Genomic DNA, 16662 nt, shown 5'->3' on the forward strand with positions numbered 1-16662 from the left:
TGGAGTGGCTTTTGAATGCAATTTATAACCTAAGGTCTTCTGTTTCCACCACCACCGCCACCTGGACCTTGATTAGTGTTTGCGGTTGTTACTCCGGATTCATTTAGCCAAGTTACGCTGCTTGTAATTTCGAACGCTACTACTTTTGTTCCTCCTGTATATTCACCATCCGTATACAGTCCGTTCGCTTCACTACCAGTCGAGGTACCTCCCGAGTAGAGGGTGTAAGAACCGCCGTCCTTCAGATCCGGTGAACTAATCACCACCGTTTGATAGCTCTTCGAAGGAGCAAAGGTCAGGATCGAGTTACCTTCGCTGTCCTCTAGATGAACCAATGTTCCAGCCTCCTGGGTCTGAGGGAAAGTCATGCTGACTGCATGTTGGCTAGAGGTGTCAGACGGTGCTTGTGCCATGCCCGAACTTCCCGCAGCCACCAAAGTTCCTCCACTCTGTTCAAAGCTACCGTCGAAATCAAGTGCACCGTTACCGCTATTGGTAGGTCCATTAACAATAACCGTGCCACCCGACATTGTGATGGAGCCGTTCGAATCCAGCCCGTCACCTGAAGCATCGACCGTTAGTGTTCCTCCACTAATCGTTAGCATATTGCTAGCAGAATCGCTGAATTGATCCTGCTCCTGAGGGCCGCCGCCTACAGTCGCCTCATCGTTACCTCCTGCTACATTCACTCCATCATCAGAAGCAACCACATGAGCTTCGCCACCGGAAATCTCGATGTTTGCTCCTTCAATCCCTTCGTAGCTCTTCGTAATATCAATTTTACCACCAGATATCGCCACCAAAGCATCCGCATGGATTCCATCGTCGCCAGTTTTGATGTTGAATTCTCCATCAGCTATAGCAATGTTACTGTTGCTGTGCACTGCATCATCAGCAGAATCGATGGTAAAGGTTCCGTTGTTTACGCTAATATCTCCTCCAGCCTTCAAACCTTTAGTACTTGGTATTTCCGATTCTGTAGTTGTTGCCGTTGTTGTCGTTGTTGATGCTTCCGTTGTTGGTATCTTCGATTTTGTTTCTGGCATCGTCTCTGGTTTGGTTTCAGATGTTGAGGTTCCTGTTGTTCCTGTTGTTCCTGTTGTTCCTGGTGCTTGATCCCCTGTTCCCTGACCTCGGCCACCTCTCATGCCCATACCTTGCCCTTGATCACCTGTTTTCACTTCACCCTTCTCGTTGCCCCCACCCGTAACTAAGGTGTATGTTCCGCCATCTATTACAAGTGAAGTCTCAGCTTGAATTCCATCATTACCAGCCGTAATATCAAATGTTCCTGCTGCTATTGCTATGAAGCCTTTGTCCGTCTCAGTATCGTTGGTTGATTTCATTCCATCGCCTTCTGCCGTTATGCTGATATTTCCGTCTTTTACAGCGACAAGATCTTTACCTACAATCCCGTCATCGGCAGCCTTAATTTCAATAGTGCCACCCATAATTTTCAGATCGTCCTTGCTCGTAATTCCGTCATTATAGTTAGCGGAAACAGACAGCTTCCCGGTCCCATTAATCGTTAAATCCGCTTTACTGAAGATAGCCGCACTCGGTTCATCTGTAGTTTCATCGGCATACACGTAAGTTGCTCCATCAGATACGGAGTTCTCCGTCCCGTCTTCCAAGGTAATGATCACTTTCCCCGCTTCTTTAATATCAATTGCTGCACTATCGCTGTTCGTGATGTTCACACCGTTCAGTACCAAGTGCACAGTACCTTCATCCTGATTATTAACTACAATCTGTCCATCACTCAACTTACCAGACAGCACATAAGTTCCTGCTGCAGTAATTGTCACTGAGCCATCCTTGGACTCAGCCCCGGTGCCGTCAACAAGCGCACTTGTTCCAGCCAAAGCAATTTCCGTCGATTGGTCAGCCGTCCAAGTTGTATTAGAATCCTCTTCATCGAACGTCACCAGATCGGACAATTTGGCGCTTGCCAGTTGTACTCCCGTAGCAGCCCCATTCTGAGTTATCGTTGTTCCCGAGGCTGCTACTGTACCCGCCGCCGCTTCAGACTGTGTTGTTGTGGCATTGGTACTGCAAGCCGACATAAGTAATGCACACAATAGCAAGATTCCTACTTTACTTCCGGTTATATATTTATCCATTTTTCATCCATCCTTTCGTTATCTTAATAGTCATTAGCAGTTGGAGTCATGGTCAGAGACAGGTCTAAATTACCGTTCCGGGTACGAATCGCATCCAAAAATTCCTTCTGGTTTACAGCCTCACCCAGCGTTACAGCGTAGACCAGTTCATATAAACTGCCAAGCTCAGTCGTTCTAATCTTTTTAAGCTCATACCCAACGTTATATTTATTGAATACTTCAGCGAAGGCTTCCTCATATCCCAGACTCTCCGGGATGGTTACCTTTAATGTTTTTTGCGACGTTGTTCTTACACCAAAGTTAGTCCGGTTAAGGATAAACATAAGGGCGCATAGGATAAGGGTGAAAAAAACTGCATATCCAAAGGAACCCACTCCACAGGCAAGTCCAGAAGCCATGGTGAACAGAACAAATGTGATATCCTTCGGATCGCCCGGCGCACTTCTAAACCGAATGATGGAGAACGCCCCGGCAAGACTGAAAGCTCTGGCAACATTACTTCCGATAAGCAAAATGATGATGGCCACAATTACGGGCAGCAGTACCATTGTTAGTGTGAAGCTTTGCGAATAGCCGCTTGCATTGGTCTTCATATAGGTGTAGCTAATGATCCCGCCAAGAGCAATAGCTATAAAAATAGTTAGCAGTGCGTTGGTAAACGTTAACTCTGTACTAGTTGCTACGGTAAATAATGAATCAAGCATAGAGGGCACTCTCCCGTTCTGTTTTACTGTTCTTCAGCATTTTTTTATATTCGTTGCCGTACTTGGAGAAGCTTGTACGGTACATTTGATGCTCTGAGAGCATTTTGGCCAGCCAGACCGGAATCGTGTTCTCAGCTTTTACTTCCATAAGCCACTGCCCCGGCTCCAGCAAGGGTTCGCCATGAACACCGTGCTCCATCTTCAGATCGTACCGGCGGCTGCGAATATTTGTATCGAATGTAATTCTTAGATCGCGATTGTTTTTACAGAACAACGCTTTTCGGTCATAAGACAGATACACCTTGGGCTGCAAATCATAGCGTGTCAGAAAATATTTGATCTCTTCAATCACCTGTTTATTCATGTAATCCTTGAATTCCGGTTCCATACCGGTGGCGACAAAATCATAAGCCTCGTTTAATTTGAGCGACGTTCTTCTTTTATTAACAAGACCAAATACCTTCTTTTTGATTTCCAGATACACCTTCGTATCTTGATTTGGAACACCGTATGCTCTTAAACGAAGCTTCTCTTTGTACTTGGGCTTCGCAAGACTGTTACGAATCAGGGTGTTGTGCTCCGTGTCATAATATAAGTTGGTTATGGAGTAAAACTCATGTTGCTTGTTGAAATCGTCTAGTTCCATGTATTCAAGCAATTGGTTATAAAATTTATAGTAGGCTTCGTTGTCCAACAAATATTTGTTCTCATAACGGTTGAATACCTCAATCGCCATATGTGATCAATCCTTTCTGTTTATCGTTGTCTCGTGTGCTTATGAATGTATCTTAGACCCCAAACCTTTAATGAATCTTAAATGGTTTTACAAATTATTGATTATCTTTTACATTCCCTTAACACAGGTGTAAATCGTAACTGCGGTGAATGTTGTTCTTCCGGCCGCTGTTGTCTGCAGATTTCTTGATTTCAAACTGCTGTTCGCAGTCACTTCTATCTCAACCTTCATTAAGGTTCAATAAAGGTAATCCTGATATAATGACCTCAATAACAAATACTGGTTCTATGTAGGGGATGGCAAAACCATGAGAATATTAATAGTAGAAGACGAGCTTCATCTCGCTGAAGCCTTAACTCAAATATTAAAAAAACATAATTATTCGGTGGATGCAGTCCATGACGGCAGGTCGGGTCTGGATTACGCACTGAGTGGAATCTATGATTTGCTGCTGCTCGACATCATGCTGCCTGAGATGGATGGGGTCAGCGTCCTCAAGACGCTGCGGAAAAAGGGGATACCCACTCCCGTTATCCTGCTTACCGCAAAGGGTGAAATTACAGATATGGTCACTGGGCTGGACTATGGAGCTGACGATTATATCGCCAAACCTTTTTCCTCGGAGATCTTATTGGCAAGAATAAGGGCTGTACTAAGACGTAAAGGCGAGGTGATACCAGATGATGCTTTAAAGTTCGGGGATATTGAACTGAATACATCCAATCTGAAACTTACCGTGGGTGGCAAAGAGATCAAGCTCAATCTAAAGGAATGCGAGCTATTGGAGCTTCTGATCTTGAGGAAACAAGCTGTAACCTCCAAAGAACAAATTATTGAGAAGCTGTGGGGCTTTGATTCAGATGCTGAGCACAATAATGTAGAGGTGTATATTTCTTTTTTGAGAAAAAAACTGACCTTCTTAAATTCGACCGTACGCATTAGTACGATCAGAAACGTAGGGTATGTATTAGAGGTGACGACCTAATGTTCACAAAGCTCAGAAATCGGTTTCTTATTGTTAACTTAGTCACCATCTCGGTGATCATGCTTGTGGCCTTCATCTCCATATATGTAATTACGTACCGGGATGTCCAAAACGATATTCAGATGGATCTTCACAGAATCATGGAAAACTACAAGTCTCCCGGTGGTGACACAGGACGATTAGGCAATACCAAAGGAGGAGCCACGTTACCACGTGTGGATAATAAACGTACGGATAACGGAACACCTCCTCCAGAACGCTCAATCTCATTTATGCTGAAAATAGATACAGCGTCGAACCTTACGGGGAAAGATTCCAAATTTACTATGGACGATGAATTTTATAATACGGCTCTGCAAGAAGCACTAAGCGCCGGTAAAGATACCGGAAGGTTCACCTTGGATAGCAGCAAATGGATCTTCAACATCCAGCATACGAATGATGGGGCGATGCTTGTATTTCTGGACATCACTGCAGAGCAAAAAATCCTCACCAATCTAATCTATACCTTCTCTGTAGTTGGCTCAGTGATGCTGATTATCTTGTACTTCGCTAGCCGCTTTTTTGCTAATCGTTCAATTGCGCCGGTAAAGGAGGCTTTTGAGAAACAGAAACAATTTATTGCGGATGCTTCCCATGAGTTAAAGACGCCGTTGACTATTATTAACACCAATGCGGATGTTCTCCTGTCCAACAGTGATGACACCATTCACAATCAGTCCAAGTGGCTGCACTATATCAAGTCGGAAACAGAAAGAATGACCAGCCTGACCAATGATCTGTTGTACCTGACCGAGATGGACGATTCCAGATCGAGAATGATTTATTCGAAATTCAATCTGAGCGACGTGGTTGAAAATATCATTTTAACGATGGAAGCTGTAATCTTTGAGAAGCATATCTCCCTTGAATATGACATCGAGCCTGATCTGACAGTGCTAGGCAATAGTGAACAGATCAAACAAGTGATTATGATCCTCTTGGACAATGCTGTAAAATATTCGAACCCTAAAGGTTCAGTCACCTTATCCCTTAAAAAACAACATAATGACATGGTGTTAGCGGTCACCAATACGGGGGAGGGCATTGCGCCGGAGCACTTAGCAAGAATATTTGACAGATTCTACCGTACAAATGCTTCCCGGGCGCGTAAACAAGGGGGGTATGGCCTAGGACTGGCGATTGCCAAATCGATTATTGAACAGCATAAGGGAAAAATTTATGCCAAAAGTTTTGTCGGCGAGTCCACCACGTTTTACGTACATCTTTCATAACTACCAAGTAAAAAAGACTCAGACCCTGTTATCTCAAAGGTTTGAGTCTTTTTATTTACTTTACACTTCGCCCCAATAAATTTCGGTATTATAATCAAAAAACACTTGCCCACCCTGATTATTTCGTTCAAAAATATTCCGCAGCTCAGCCATCATATTCTCATAGCTTGGATCTCCGGGGACCGGAGTGTAGGAAGACGATCGAAGCCGCCCGCTTAATCCCTCCAAATCAAATACCTGCTGATTGCTAAAATGCGCTACTTGCATCTGTCCTTTCTTGAAAAAGGAACTAAGGATCTCAGGGGTAATGTTCTTATGATTAACTTGAGTGTAGTTCGTCCCGAAGGTCTGCAGCAGCTGCTCATATTCCTCCAGAAATGGGGTACCGTAAGTAAGCCGGGAGTTCCATATCAGAATAACTTTTCCACCCGGTTTTAGAATCCGCTTGAATTCCAATTGCGTTGCGTCCCTATCAAACCAATGAAACGCTTGGGCGCATACGATAAAGTCCATGGACTGATCGGATAATTCTGTATGTTCAGCAGACCCCGGCGATACAGAGAAATGGTTATCCTTTGCGAAATTCTCTTCCGCAGCTCTACGCATTTCCGGATTGGGTTCAACGGCAGTCACACGACTCCCGCGCTCCAGAAGTAATGCTGAGAATATTCCTGTTCCTGCACCAATATCAGCAATATCACAATTGGGTTGGAGCCCAATAGTATTGTACAAATAATCAATGGCTTCTCCAGGATAGCTCGGCCGATATTTTACATACGAATCCACCCGATTAGAAAATATTTCTTTGCTATTCATCCTTCGTCTCCTCCTAAGCGCTCAGGTTCATAATCACTTAATTTACCTTGGTAAACCAAACGCAGCCGATCACTTTGGCGAAAATCATCCGGAGTAACGAGTGCGGGCAGCTTATCCCATAACTTAATGCCCGACCGCTCTAGAATTTCCGCTACAAATTGCGAACAAAAATAAGAGTTGCTGAATTCGACAGGCTCCTTCAGGGCAATGCCAATTACGCCGAGAATATTATAGAGATACTTTTGACGGCTTCGGATAAAGACTTGCAAGACCCGCTCCATTTTCTCCACTTCGCGGGCTGTAACTTGAAGTTCATATAGGACACATGTTGTATTAGGGTATTTGCTGAACGTACCTGTCTTAATATCCTCCTTCACAAACCCTCCATTCAGGGGGTTGCTCGGATGCTTTCTGCCAAAGCTATACAGCTCGGAAAGCTCCCGATTAAAGGAGATCGAGGCATGATTATAGGGTGCTTTTGTATAGCCTTGAATGAGCTTCGTAAAAAGCGTCCCGGTATTCGTCAGTAATATAAAGACCGATGGATCTGCTGCCATTTACAATTTTCCCCTTATCAAGTTTGAGCGTTTCCTTCATAATAACATATGAACCCATTAATGGAATCTACTCTAGGACAAGTTGGTGATCAGTTATCGACCGCTCTTTATTAACTATAATTCTTATCTTTGCGGCCTTATCGGCCATTCACTTGATGTATGTAGTTATAGGGAAGCTACAACCAAATAAGGATTATACGGGCATTGGCTTTCGTATCAAGACGTGGTGGGGAATGCTTTTTATCTTTTGCCTAGCTACCCTATTTAATCCCGTCGTCTCTCTGCTGTCTCTCATGGTGCTCTGCTTCTTTGCACTGAAAGAGTATTTCTCTATGATGAAATCACGAAAATCCGACCGCAGGCTATTTCTGTGGGCTTACTTATCCATCCCGTTGCAGTTCTACTGGATTTATATCGAGTGGTACGGAATGTTTATTGTCTTCATCCCGGTTTATGTATTCTTGCTCCTACCGCTGCCCAGAATGATTAATAAAGGCACGGTTGGTTTTATGCGTAGTGTCAGCTCCACCCAATGGGGGCTTATGCTGATGGTATTCGGACTTAGTCACTTAGCCTACTTTCAATTTGCTACACCGGAGTATGGGGCGGGGCTTGTGCTTTTTCTAGTAGTGCTAACGCAGCTCAATGATGTGGTCCACTATCTCGCATCACTTTATGTAGGGAAGCGGAAAATAGTTCCCACCGCCAATCCGTATTTGACTTGGGAGGGTTTCGCTTTCGCATTTGTCATCACAACAGGAGTTTCCTACCTAATCTATCCCTACCTGACACCGCTCAACCCAATCTTCGGGTTACTGTCAGGCATGTTGATCAGCTTGAGCGGCTTCTTTGGCAGTTTAACGGTTTCCGTGTTAAAGCGGGATCTGCTAATCGGCGATGGCGATAAATTCGTGGCATTGAAGCAAAGCCATTTAAGCCGGATCGATAGCTTAACCTACACTTCACCGGTCTTTTTTCATGTCATTCGTTATTTTTTCGACTTCATGTAGATCATCTGATGGGGAGCTTGAATCAGCCCTTCCATGAATGATTATGCAGTATCTTCACCATTTGTTCTTGCTGGCTGGCGAACTGCTTATATCGATGTCCGTTGGCGCCCGAGGGATGGGGAAATCCCCATAAGCAGCGTTGTTTATCAAGCTCACCTGCGGACACAAGGAGTTGAAGTATACTTTCCACTGTTTTTCCTAAGGGAATAATTAAGGCCCGGCTCAGTATGTTCAGCTCCTCACGCAAGGAAGATAATGCCTGCGCCCTGAGGAATGAATTTGAAAGTAGCTTGGGCTGGGCCCCACTATAATTTTTCTTATCCACGAACACGGGAAAATGTAATAAAGAGCTGGTGTGCAGGATCGTCTGCTGCTGCTGAAATAGTTCTTCACAAGAGGTTAGGTTCAAGTGTTGATGCAGTTTAAGTGTATCTAACATATGAATTAACGTGTTCCGCATGGAGCCTGCGAATCTCGCCGCTTCCTTCGCTGTCCTACATACCTCTTCATCTGACAAACCAGCCTCCAGACCTATGATCGCTTCTTGTATCGCTATACCCATTTGTGTGAACCCGGGCGTTAACCCTATAATGATCACCTTAGCAGAAGGATTAATGTACTCATTATGGGGGGCATAATACATTTCCACCTTGCCATTACGCTCCATTAGAAGCTTATCCACCTGCAGATCCTGTTTAGTTAGCACTGTACCCTTCGGGAGTGAGAGGATCGCCGATTTATACTGTTGCAGATAGGTAGAGAGGAGCATATCATCTGCCTCACAGGTCTCTATTTGTTATCGAACCACTCACCAGTCGGCCTTCGTACCAGACGGCTTGGCGCTGCGCTCTTCGGGCTACTGCTTCAGCCGAACAGCTGGCATGCAGCAGCACAAAGCTAGCAGTGTCGCCAACCTTTGGCCATACCTGCTCGCCTTTTGGATCAAGGGGTGTTAATCCTCCTGTTATAAATCTGAGAGATTGAGATAATGCCAATTCATCATTGCAGCCGTACAACTCCGCGTAACGCCCTGCCTTCTCCAGTTGATCTCCATTTCCAAAAGGGGACCAGTGATCGGTAAGGCTATCTGTTGCCAGCTTCACTTTTACCCCTTGGCTGTGCAGCATCGGAAGTGGCATCATCATTCTTCCAATAGGCACTGTGGATGCAATAGTCATACCCAGTGATGCCATCCGTTTAGCTACCTCTTCTGCCTCTTGCTGCTGAGCTCCTGCGAACCAGAACGCATGACTGACCGTGACCTTTCCTTGCAAGCCAGCTTCTTCCGTCAGATCAGCTAACCGCGTCAGTGTTTTCTTTCCCGCTTCTTTTCCATCATGTAAATGAATATCAATGCCGGCATTACTCATCACTGCTAATTCCACCATCGTCTGAAGTGACTTCTCGATATCTCCATCCACCGTATAAGGATCTACTCCGCCTACAAAGGTTGCTCCCTCTGCCAGAGACTGTTTTACCAGCTGTACAGAATCCGAGCGCAGCAGGCCATGTTGCGGAAACGCCACAATTTCAGATGAAATTTTACCCGCGAATGCATTTAATGCTTGTACAGTCGCTTCTAATCGTTGCAAGCCGCTGACAGGCTCAATATTGCAATGGCTGCGCACATGTGTGGCACCAAACCCCTGAATAAGCGTCAGGATGCTCTCTGCTTGTTGTCTCGCCATGGGCAGCAGCTTAGGCAATAATACCTTCTCTTCCTCAATCCGATCGAAAACACTGGACGCAGGCTTTACCGCTCTCCAAGGTCCATCGAAATATGTTTTATCTAAATGGATATGTGCTTCTTCGAAAGAAGGCAGCATCAACAACTCTTTACAGTCGTATTTCGGGAGCTGGCTCTGAAGCTCGATGTCTGCTCCAACAACTTCTGAAATCTTATCCCCGTCAATGCGGAGATGACAAACCTTCGTATTCGTACCCGCTACTTGCCCATCCTCAATAACATAACCTTGTTCTAATCTTATATTGGTTAACCAATAAGAAGCATTCAACATGCTACCCCATCCTTTTCTCAACAATTTATATAGGTACGGACCGCTTTACTCTAAATGTTACCATAGCCCTTGCCATATAAAAAATGATTGAGAAATTTCAATAGCTACAGATCAATCTGACCCCTATGTTTGACTCTGGATCTAGCTTCTCTACTATAACTAACTTCCTTGTTCAGCAGTTCATCCATCCGCAGACACTTCAGACCCTTTTTATCCATTTCTTTTAAGACTTCTTCTAATCCAGTGATCATATTCAAGGGCGCTTCTTCATCTGCCCACGGTGTATCTCCGCTGTCGTGTAGAACAATGATTGAGCCTGGTTTTATTTTTTTTATTAAGGCATCCTTTAATTGTTCTGCACTCAGTGACGCTTTCCAATCTCCGACCATAACAGACCACAATACGATTCGATAAGATTCTCTTAGCAAAAAGAAATCCCCTAGATTGAGAAGCCCCCAAGGTGGGCGGTAAAAGATAGGCCGCTCTCCTGTAATTCGCTCAACAATGTCTGCTGTGCGATCTACTTGCTTCCGTCTATTGGTCCAGGGGAACTGGATCCAGTTGGGTGTATGAGTATAATTATGAATGCCGATTTGGTGCCCTTCTCTGTGCATACGCTCGATCAGTTCCGGATATTTCTGCGCTTTTTTGCCCAATACGAAGAAGGTCGCCTTTATGCCATGCTCTTTTAATAGATCTAGAAGTTCAGGTGTATAACAAGGATCCGGACCGTCATCGAACGTAAACGCAATTTCTTTCTCTGCACCTACCTCCGAGTGAACCCCCCATCCCAATATTCGGGTAAGCGCAAAAGGAACGATCATATAAAGAACAATCACATCCACTGCTAAAATTATGAAGGCCCACATTAGGAAGCCGCCTCTGTCTTACGCGGGGCAAACCGCGCTTTCAAGGACTGCTTGCTAAGCACAAGCATCATGGGAGATAACTTCTCTGTGCTGTCCTCTACACGATGTTTCCCTTCCGGATGCAGCATGCGAAGTAAAAAACGAAGGTATATCCCGAACCAGTGCCGCTGCCATTTGGACTTGATAGGACGCTGCTCAAACCCTATTCCATGAATAATCCCCCGGTGAAGCAGTGTAATCCCGGTTAGCGCGTTTACTTTGCTTAGTTCCGGATTGCTGTCTAGATCACGACTGATCTCCTTCATAGCCTCGCGAAGCATGCGTGCCGTACGAATTCCGGCCCGATCTGCGCCAAGCGTACGTGTCAGCTGCACAATCTGGCGATTGTCCAAATGAAGCTCACCCACCCAATCTCCCGGAAGTATCCGTTGCCCATCTTGGCAGACCAAACTTTCTCCGTGATATTTCAACACTACCAACTTACATATCCCATATCTACGCACGGACTGACTACGAAATTTGGTGATGACAGCAAATATGTTCTCCCACATCATCCAAAGGGATTGTGAGAATAATTTTATAAATGGAACTGAGGTTACCATCATTTTTCCTTCTTTCCTGTTTAAATTTATCTTCTAGCAAAATCCTTCACTAAACGCCGCGTATACCTGCCGATCATCTTTACCAGACTGTTTCCGAGATAAGCACCTATCCATAGAGACACTGCACCTAACAACATGAAGAAAAGTGAGATGTTGAATGTTTTATTTTCAATCCCAAATAGCGATATAGAGGACACATCTAATAAATACAGGACAGGTGACAACAAGAGAATAATAGGGGTCAAGTAAAAAAGAGTGGCACAAATGAGACTGACCATGCCGATTCCAAACTGCAACATCAACCCTAAAATCGCTCTCCAGTTATGTTCATCCAGAAACTCTGCCTTAACCCTTTCCCACAAGCTGCCTTCTTCTTGAGATCGGGTTGGAAGCGTGCGAACCGAGATATCCGTATAGACTTTAGTTCGAATTCGCTCATGCTGTAAAAAAGTCTCGGTAGAACGCAAAACATAATAAAGGATCGGGATCCCCACTAAGGTGAAGGACATCGAAACTCCAAAGGTAATGCCCACCAAATAAAAACAAAAGTAAAATAGCCCTGTGGCAAAAGTAATTAATAAGAAACAAAAATTCCTCACATGTTTTCGGATTATTTGATTCATGTTTTTCTCTCCCTCTCTGCAATAAAAATTGTTCATTTCTAAGTAACTCCTATGCTAGTGCTTTTGGTGTAAAATCGACCAGTGCCATAATGTCATATGACAAAAAAAACACCCTACTGCCTACTCCCACAAGGGAAAGCAAACAATAAGGTGCTCATCAATTTCAAATACTTCGGTCAGGATTAATCCGAAATGCCAAAAGCCTTCTCGACTGCCTCCTCACGGTTTCGTACCCCGAGCTTGGCATAGATGGTGGACGCGTAATTCCTCACCGTTCCATCGGACAGATATAGTTTAGCGGCAATAGTTTTATAACGCATTCCCTTCGAGAGGCATTCTAGAATCTCCAGCTCACGCGGAGTCAGTCCATATTCATTACTCTTCTCTGTCGGTGGCGCCTCTGAAGCTGGATGCATCTCATAGTGATCAATTAGTACATTCGTAATATCGGGTGTAATCATCTTTACGCCCCGATGTACGAGACGTATTCCTTCGAACAGCTCCTGCGGCTCGGTAGACTTTAACAAGTAGCCATCTGCCCCGTTTTGCAGTGCTTCGACTGCCATATCTGCTTCTTGAAAAGTAGTCAGGATCAACACTCGTACCCCTGGCCACTTTTGCTTAATAAGCTTGGTCGCTTCCGCACCGTCCATGCCCGGCATATTTAAGTCCATCAGCACCACGTGAGGTTGTTCCTGCTCGCAGAAGCTTATCGCTTGTTCACCATTCTCAGCTAACCCATTGATCACAAAATCCGGCTCCTGCTCTAGGATAATTCGCAGACTATCCCGGATATAGGGTTGATCATCTACCAGCAATAAACGAATCGTTTCCTCCTGTATCTCTTCAAGCCTTGGTAAACTGCAGGTCACTAAGGTCCCTTCCCCTGGCTTAGAGTAGAAATACACTTGTCCTTGCAAGTTGGAGGCACGCTCCTTCATCGCATTCACACCAAATCCTGCTTTTAAATCTTCAGTGCCTAATCCATTATCCTGCACATCCAGCCGAATCAGCTTCTCTTCATAATGTAAGCTGATGACAATTTCACTGGCTTGACCATGACGTACAGCGTTGGTTATCGACTCCTGCAAACATCTGTATAATGTCATTTGGGCCTGCTTAGATACTGTATACGGCTCTCCGAATGTTCTTAAGCGAATCTTAACCTTGGAGAAGGTCTGGAAATCATCCACTAATTTCTGTAGGGACTGCATTAGCGTCAATGAATCCTCCGAAGCGCCCACATGGTGCAAATATCGCCGAACATCATCCAAGCCATTGCGGGTTAACTTTAACAAGGCATCTATTTTGTGCTCCCCTTCAGAAGTATTCACCTCCGAACGTAAAGTCTCTAGCCCCATAATAATTGAAGTATAAGAATGCCCCACCGTATCATGCAGATCTTTGGATAAACGATCTCGTTCTTCCAGAAGTGTCATACGTTCAACTTGCGAGATGTACTGCTCTAAAACAGCATTTTGCTCCTTAATAATTCTGCCCTGCTTGTGATTCACCACCAGTAAATGAAAAGCGAACCCAAGCGTATACACCAAACCCATGTTAACAATCATCGATACAGCATCCATTTGTTGTGACAATCTAGATAACATAATTGGAATCAAAATGACCGTGATCGGAGCTGTCCAACGATAGGACTTCTGTGCACTATTGCTGGCGATCATAAAAGCGATAGGCAGAAAAGTTACGTACGATTCAGGAAACAAAGCAGCCAAATATAAACAAAGCCCACCCGAAAAAAGGATCTCCGCTATCAGATAATACTTGTAATGCAGCTGCAAACAAAACCAAGGCACAGAAAAAGAGACCACGCCCCAAACAAACGCGATCCAGAAAGGAATCGTAAAATCCTCCGAAAGATAACACATGGTGACCAAAAAAGAAGTAGAAAAACAAATCCGAAACAGGAGGACGAGCCAATCGTACCAGAACCACTGTTTGACCAGATTAAACAAGGCATTTCCCCCTATATACTCTGCTGACTTAATCTTTATTATAGTGTAACCCCTTAAGGGCTCACTAGTTACAAAAAGTCATGAGTTGAGATGACATTTTTACTAATGGTGTAATTAGTGAATAGGTACCCTTGTATACTTAGCATTAACGTAAAAAAGATGCCAACCCATTTAGGGAGGCATCCTTGATCAATCATATTCTTTAATACCAAGACTTAAAACTTAATTCTTGAAAATCCTTTGTCTGTCTTTACATATCCCACGCTATTCCCCACATAATTGAAATTAAAATCATCCTTCAGCCTGAAAGTATAATCTACTGCGAGCGTTTTAGGATTTAAAATATATGTTGCAGAACCAGGAAAGCTAAGCTCAATATTACCATCCTGTAATTGATACAACGAAACAAAAAATTCCGTCTCATCTTGTAGGGCTACTGACTTAACCAATCCTTTTACATTATATAAGGACAGCTTCCCATTGGCATAAATCCCATATACCTCTCCCAGGGATGATATGACAGCATTACCTGCGACATCTCTACCCCACAGCAATTTACCTTTAGAGTCAAAACCAAATAGTCGGTTCCCTGTTTTGGGAAGATTAGCCCGAATTAGTACGGTTCCATCGGTGAGCACCTCGTTGTAATCGACTTCTGTATACGAATCCGCAGGCAACTGGTATGTAAATACTGAATTTAGCGAAGAATCAAGAGCCTGGATTCGCGAGCCTTTCCCACTTCCGTAATTTGTTTGAATGAGGATACGATTCCCTTTCCCTGCTACCGTCCCTTTGTAAGTTACGTTTTTTATTTTAGTTCCATTTTTATTAATTAAGGTTAGGGACCCAGAATAATTACCGGAACCATCAAACTGTCCTCGGGATGCAAAGACTAAATTGCCGTTATCAAGTCTATACAAGTATCCCTCTGCTTGAGATAAATTCACCTTCCATTTCCGTTTCCCGTCAGCTCCCACCGCGTAGATTTGAGTTGCGTCAGGAGAAAGATTATCTGTAAAAGTTATGTATACCGTTCCATCTGGTGACACTAAATATTCTTTGGATTCACGAAACATCGATGTACCAGGGTCTGCAAAATTAACCGACCACTTCAGCTTTCCAGTCTGTGTGTCATATGATTTCAGCGTATCCACTAACCATATCTTAGTTTGAGTAGCATGCTCTTCTTTGGTGTGTAGATACACTGTGTTTAATTTAGTAACCTCCATAGGATTGCCTTCCACACTCTCCAGCTCTCCCACAACATTCAGCTGACTCCATTGGGCATTCGGTAATCTGGTTACTGCTGCTGCAGCTTCTACAGTGCCAGAGGTCACCGTACTTGTAGTCATCAACAAGAGAGCAACCAACCCTGTAAATATTCCTTTTTTCAAAAATATCAACCTTTCTTTCCATATATAGTATGTATTCTGTTACTTTACTACCTTTTCTAAGGGACAACAAGATTATATTAAGCAGCTTTTTAAATCAAGACACAGACTGTATGATAGTACATATTATTTGTCCATAAAATTGTAGTAAACCAATTGAACCAATAGGACAGCCAATTCTATAAAGTATGAACACTATCGGAGGAATAATAAACTATGTTAGCCGCACTACTTCATGGCATTGCACTGGCCTTTGGATTAATTCTTCCACTTGGCGCACAAAATGTCTTTGTATTTAACCAAGGGGCCTCGCAGCCACATTTTAAAAAAGCCATTCCCGTTATTGTTACAGCCGCTTTATGCGATACCCTGCTTATTCTATTAGCCGTATTAGGTGTTTCAGTCCTTGTGTTTGCCATCCCCGTTCTGCAGACCGCTTTATTTGCTGTAGGACTTTTATTTCTTTTGTATATGGGATGGTCTATCTGGAAAAGTACACCTACATCGTCAGCGCAAGACGCAACCCCTCTATCCTCTAAAAAACAAATCCTGTTCGCGCTGTCCGTTTCTTTATTAAATCCTCATGCGATCTTGGATACTATCGGCGTTATTGGCACTAGCTCGCTTAGTTACACAGGCGTAGACAAAGTTGTATTTGCTGGCGCGACTATCCTAGTGTCATGGATTTGGTTCTTTGGGCTGGCTGTAGCCGGAAAAACCGTAGGACAAATCGACTCAAGTGGCAAAATCATGCGGATTATTAATAAGATCTCCGCGATCATTATTTGGATCGTTGCTGCTTATATTGCCTTCAAGCTTTTTTAAGTGGAGGAAAAAGAATGCTGTACACCAATTTGCCGTATAATTATGTCCAATTTACACCATAATGTACTAGAATTTTGACTTACGGCGCAGAATGAGGTACATTACAATTTGGACGAACAATTAACAAACCAAAATACTATAATGTTCGCATTTAGA

At 43.9% G+C, this 16662-nt stretch carries 17 protein-coding genes; 4 read left to right on the top strand and 13 right to left on the bottom strand.

Annotated features, from left to right (window positions below):
* Positions 1–29: 29 nt before the first annotated feature.
* From MHI25_RS30130 to MHI25_RS30145, 4 genes are all read right to left on the bottom strand, one after another.
* Positions 30–2123, bottom strand: coding sequence for a carbohydrate-binding domain-containing protein (locus MHI25_RS30130; RefSeq protein WP_340394744.1), 2094 nt, complete (start codon positions 2121–2123; stop codon positions 30–32).
* Between the two features lie 23 nt (positions 2124–2146).
* Positions 2147–2827, bottom strand: a complete 681-nt coding sequence (locus MHI25_RS30135) for a DUF4956 domain-containing protein (protein WP_076124168.1) — start codon at positions 2825–2827, stop codon at positions 2147–2149.
* Complete coding sequence (locus MHI25_RS30140; RefSeq protein WP_076105108.1) at positions 2820–3563, bottom strand: polyphosphate polymerase domain-containing protein; 744 nt, start codon at positions 3561–3563, stop codon at positions 2820–2822. Before MHI25_RS30140 ends, MHI25_RS30135 begins: the two co-directional genes overlap by 8 nt.
* A 108-nt stretch (positions 3564–3671) precedes the next feature.
* Positions 3672–3794 carry a hypothetical protein gene (locus MHI25_RS30145; RefSeq protein WP_256716004.1) on the bottom strand — a complete coding sequence of 41 codons (123 nt, stop codon included), beginning with the start codon at positions 3792–3794 and terminating at the stop codon, positions 3672–3674.
* A gap of 76 nt (positions 3795–3870) precedes the next feature.
* Here MHI25_RS30145 and MHI25_RS30150 point away from each other — a divergent pair, with 76 nt between their 5' ends.
* Both MHI25_RS30150 and MHI25_RS30155 read left to right on the top strand, forming a co-directional pair.
* The gene (locus MHI25_RS30150; protein WP_076099753.1) at positions 3871–4548 is read left to right on the top strand and encodes a response regulator transcription factor; all 678 of its coding nucleotides are present in this window, start codon (positions 3871–3873) and stop codon (positions 4546–4548) included.
* The gene (locus MHI25_RS30155; RefSeq protein WP_339245472.1) at positions 4548–5822 is read left to right on the top strand and encodes a HAMP domain-containing sensor histidine kinase; all 1275 of its coding nucleotides are present in this window, start codon (positions 4548–4550) and stop codon (positions 5820–5822) included. The genes MHI25_RS30150 and MHI25_RS30155 overlap by 1 nt, the downstream gene beginning before the upstream one ends.
* A 60-nt stretch (positions 5823–5882) precedes the next feature.
* Here MHI25_RS30155 and MHI25_RS30160 read toward each other — a convergent pair whose 3' ends face one another.
* Both MHI25_RS30160 and MHI25_RS30165 read right to left on the bottom strand, forming a co-directional pair.
* Positions 5883–6638, bottom strand: a complete 756-nt coding sequence (locus MHI25_RS30160) for a class I SAM-dependent methyltransferase (RefSeq protein WP_280753209.1) — start codon at positions 6636–6638, stop codon at positions 5883–5885.
* A complete protein-coding gene (locus MHI25_RS30165; protein WP_076124175.1) occupies positions 6635–7195 on the bottom strand; it encodes a hypothetical protein in 561 nt (186 codons plus the stop codon). The genes MHI25_RS30160 and MHI25_RS30165 overlap by 4 nt, the downstream gene beginning before the upstream one ends.
* A gap of 95 nt (positions 7196–7290) precedes the next feature.
* Between MHI25_RS30165 and MHI25_RS30170 the strand changes: the two genes are divergently transcribed.
* Positions 7291–8205, top strand: a complete 915-nt coding sequence (locus tag MHI25_RS30170) for a phosphatidate cytidylyltransferase (protein ID WP_076132799.1) — start codon at positions 7291–7293, stop codon at positions 8203–8205.
* 22 nt (positions 8206–8227) lie between these two features.
* Here the strand turns inward: MHI25_RS30170 and MHI25_RS30175 are convergent, their stop codons facing one another.
* From MHI25_RS30175 to MHI25_RS30205, 7 genes are all read right to left on the bottom strand, one after another.
* Entirely contained in the window at positions 8228–8911 is a 684-nt protein-coding gene (locus MHI25_RS30175; protein WP_280753210.1) for a uracil-DNA glycosylase family protein, read from the bottom strand.
* A 73-nt stretch (positions 8912–8984) separates the two neighbouring features.
* Positions 8985–10223 (bottom strand): amidohydrolase, encoded by a 1239-nt coding sequence (locus MHI25_RS30180; protein WP_340394745.1) that lies wholly within the window; start codon positions 10221–10223, stop codon positions 8985–8987.
* A 104-nt stretch (positions 10224–10327) separates the two neighbouring features.
* Positions 10328–11092 (bottom strand): polysaccharide deacetylase family protein, encoded by a 765-nt coding sequence (locus MHI25_RS30185; RefSeq protein ID WP_076132805.1) that lies wholly within the window; start codon positions 11090–11092, stop codon positions 10328–10330.
* Positions 11092–11646 carry a polysaccharide deacetylase gene (locus MHI25_RS30190; protein WP_340394746.1) on the bottom strand — a complete coding sequence of 185 codons (555 nt, stop codon included), beginning with the start codon at positions 11644–11646 and terminating at the stop codon, positions 11092–11094. Before MHI25_RS30190 ends, MHI25_RS30185 begins: the two co-directional genes overlap by 1 nt.
* A 74-nt stretch (positions 11647–11720) precedes the next feature.
* On the bottom strand, positions 11721–12317 hold the full coding sequence (locus MHI25_RS30195; protein ID WP_076124185.1) for a sensor domain-containing protein: 597 nt from the start codon (positions 12315–12317) through the stop codon (positions 11721–11723).
* A 182-nt stretch (positions 12318–12499) separates the two neighbouring features.
* On the bottom strand, positions 12500–14290 hold the full coding sequence (locus MHI25_RS30200) for a hybrid sensor histidine kinase/response regulator transcription factor (protein ID WP_076191568.1): 1791 nt from the start codon (positions 14288–14290) through the stop codon (positions 12500–12502).
* Between the two features lie 215 nt (positions 14291–14505).
* Positions 14506–15642, bottom strand: a complete 1137-nt coding sequence (locus MHI25_RS30205; protein ID WP_340394747.1) for a hypothetical protein — start codon at positions 15640–15642, stop codon at positions 14506–14508.
* 255 nt (positions 15643–15897) lie between these two features.
* Between MHI25_RS30205 and MHI25_RS30210 the strand changes: the two genes are divergently transcribed.
* Positions 15898–16506 carry a LysE/ArgO family amino acid transporter gene (locus MHI25_RS30210; protein WP_076124191.1) on the top strand — a complete coding sequence of 203 codons (609 nt, stop codon included), beginning with the start codon at positions 15898–15900 and terminating at the stop codon, positions 16504–16506.
* Positions 16507–16662: the final 156 nt, after the last annotated feature.

It is taken from the genome of Paenibacillus sp. FSL E2-0177, from assembly GCF_037992975.1.
In the GTDB taxonomy this organism is placed as follows: Bacteria; Bacillota; Bacilli; order Paenibacillales; family Paenibacillaceae; genus Paenibacillus_AQ; species Paenibacillus_AQ odorifer.

Excerpts from the sequence above, each read along its gene's own strand:
- MHI25_RS30195 (WP_076124185.1), bottom strand. The coding sequence starts at position 12,317 with ATGAATCAAATAATCCGAAAACATGTGAGGAATTTTTGTTTCTTATTA.
- MHI25_RS30185 (WP_076132805.1), bottom strand. The coding sequence starts at position 11,092 with ATGTGGGCCTTCATAATTTTAGCAGTGGATGTGATTGTTCTTTATATG.
- MHI25_RS30160 (WP_280753209.1), bottom strand. The coding sequence starts at position 6,638 with ATGAATAGCAAAGAAATATTTTCTAATCGGGTGGATTCGTATGTAAAA.
- MHI25_RS30210 (WP_076124191.1), top strand. The coding sequence starts at position 15,898 with ATGTTAGCCGCACTACTTCATGGCATTGCACTGGCCTTTGGATTAATT.
- MHI25_RS30190 (WP_340394746.1), bottom strand. The coding sequence starts at position 11,646 with ATGATGTGGGAGAACATATTTGCTGTCATCACCAAATTTCGTAGTCAG.
- MHI25_RS30150 (WP_076099753.1), top strand. The coding sequence starts at position 3,871 with ATGAGAATATTAATAGTAGAAGACGAGCTTCATCTCGCTGAAGCCTTA.
- MHI25_RS30145 (WP_256716004.1), bottom strand. The coding sequence starts at position 3,794 with ATGAAGGTTGAGATAGAAGTGACTGCGAACAGCAGTTTGAAATCAAGA.
- MHI25_RS30165 (WP_076124175.1), bottom strand. The coding sequence starts at position 7,195 with ATGGCAGCAGATCCATCGGTCTTTATATTACTGACGAATACCGGGACG.
- MHI25_RS30140 (WP_076105108.1), bottom strand. The coding sequence starts at position 3,563 with ATGGCGATTGAGGTATTCAACCGTTATGAGAACAAATATTTGTTGGAC.
- MHI25_RS30205 (WP_340394747.1), bottom strand. The coding sequence starts at position 15,642 with ATGACTACAAGTACGGTGACCTCTGGCACTGTAGAAGCTGCAGCAGCA.
- MHI25_RS30130 (WP_340394744.1), bottom strand. The coding sequence starts at position 2,123 with ATGGATAAATATATAACCGGAAGTAAAGTAGGAATCTTGCTATTGTGT.
- MHI25_RS30135 (WP_076124168.1), bottom strand. The coding sequence starts at position 2,827 with ATGCTTGATTCATTATTTACCGTAGCAACTAGTACAGAGTTAACGTTT.
- MHI25_RS30180 (WP_340394745.1), bottom strand. The coding sequence starts at position 10,223 with ATGTTGAATGCTTCTTATTGGTTAACCAATATAAGATTAGAACAAGGT.
- MHI25_RS30155 (WP_339245472.1), top strand. The coding sequence starts at position 4,548 with ATGTTCACAAAGCTCAGAAATCGGTTTCTTATTGTTAACTTAGTCACC.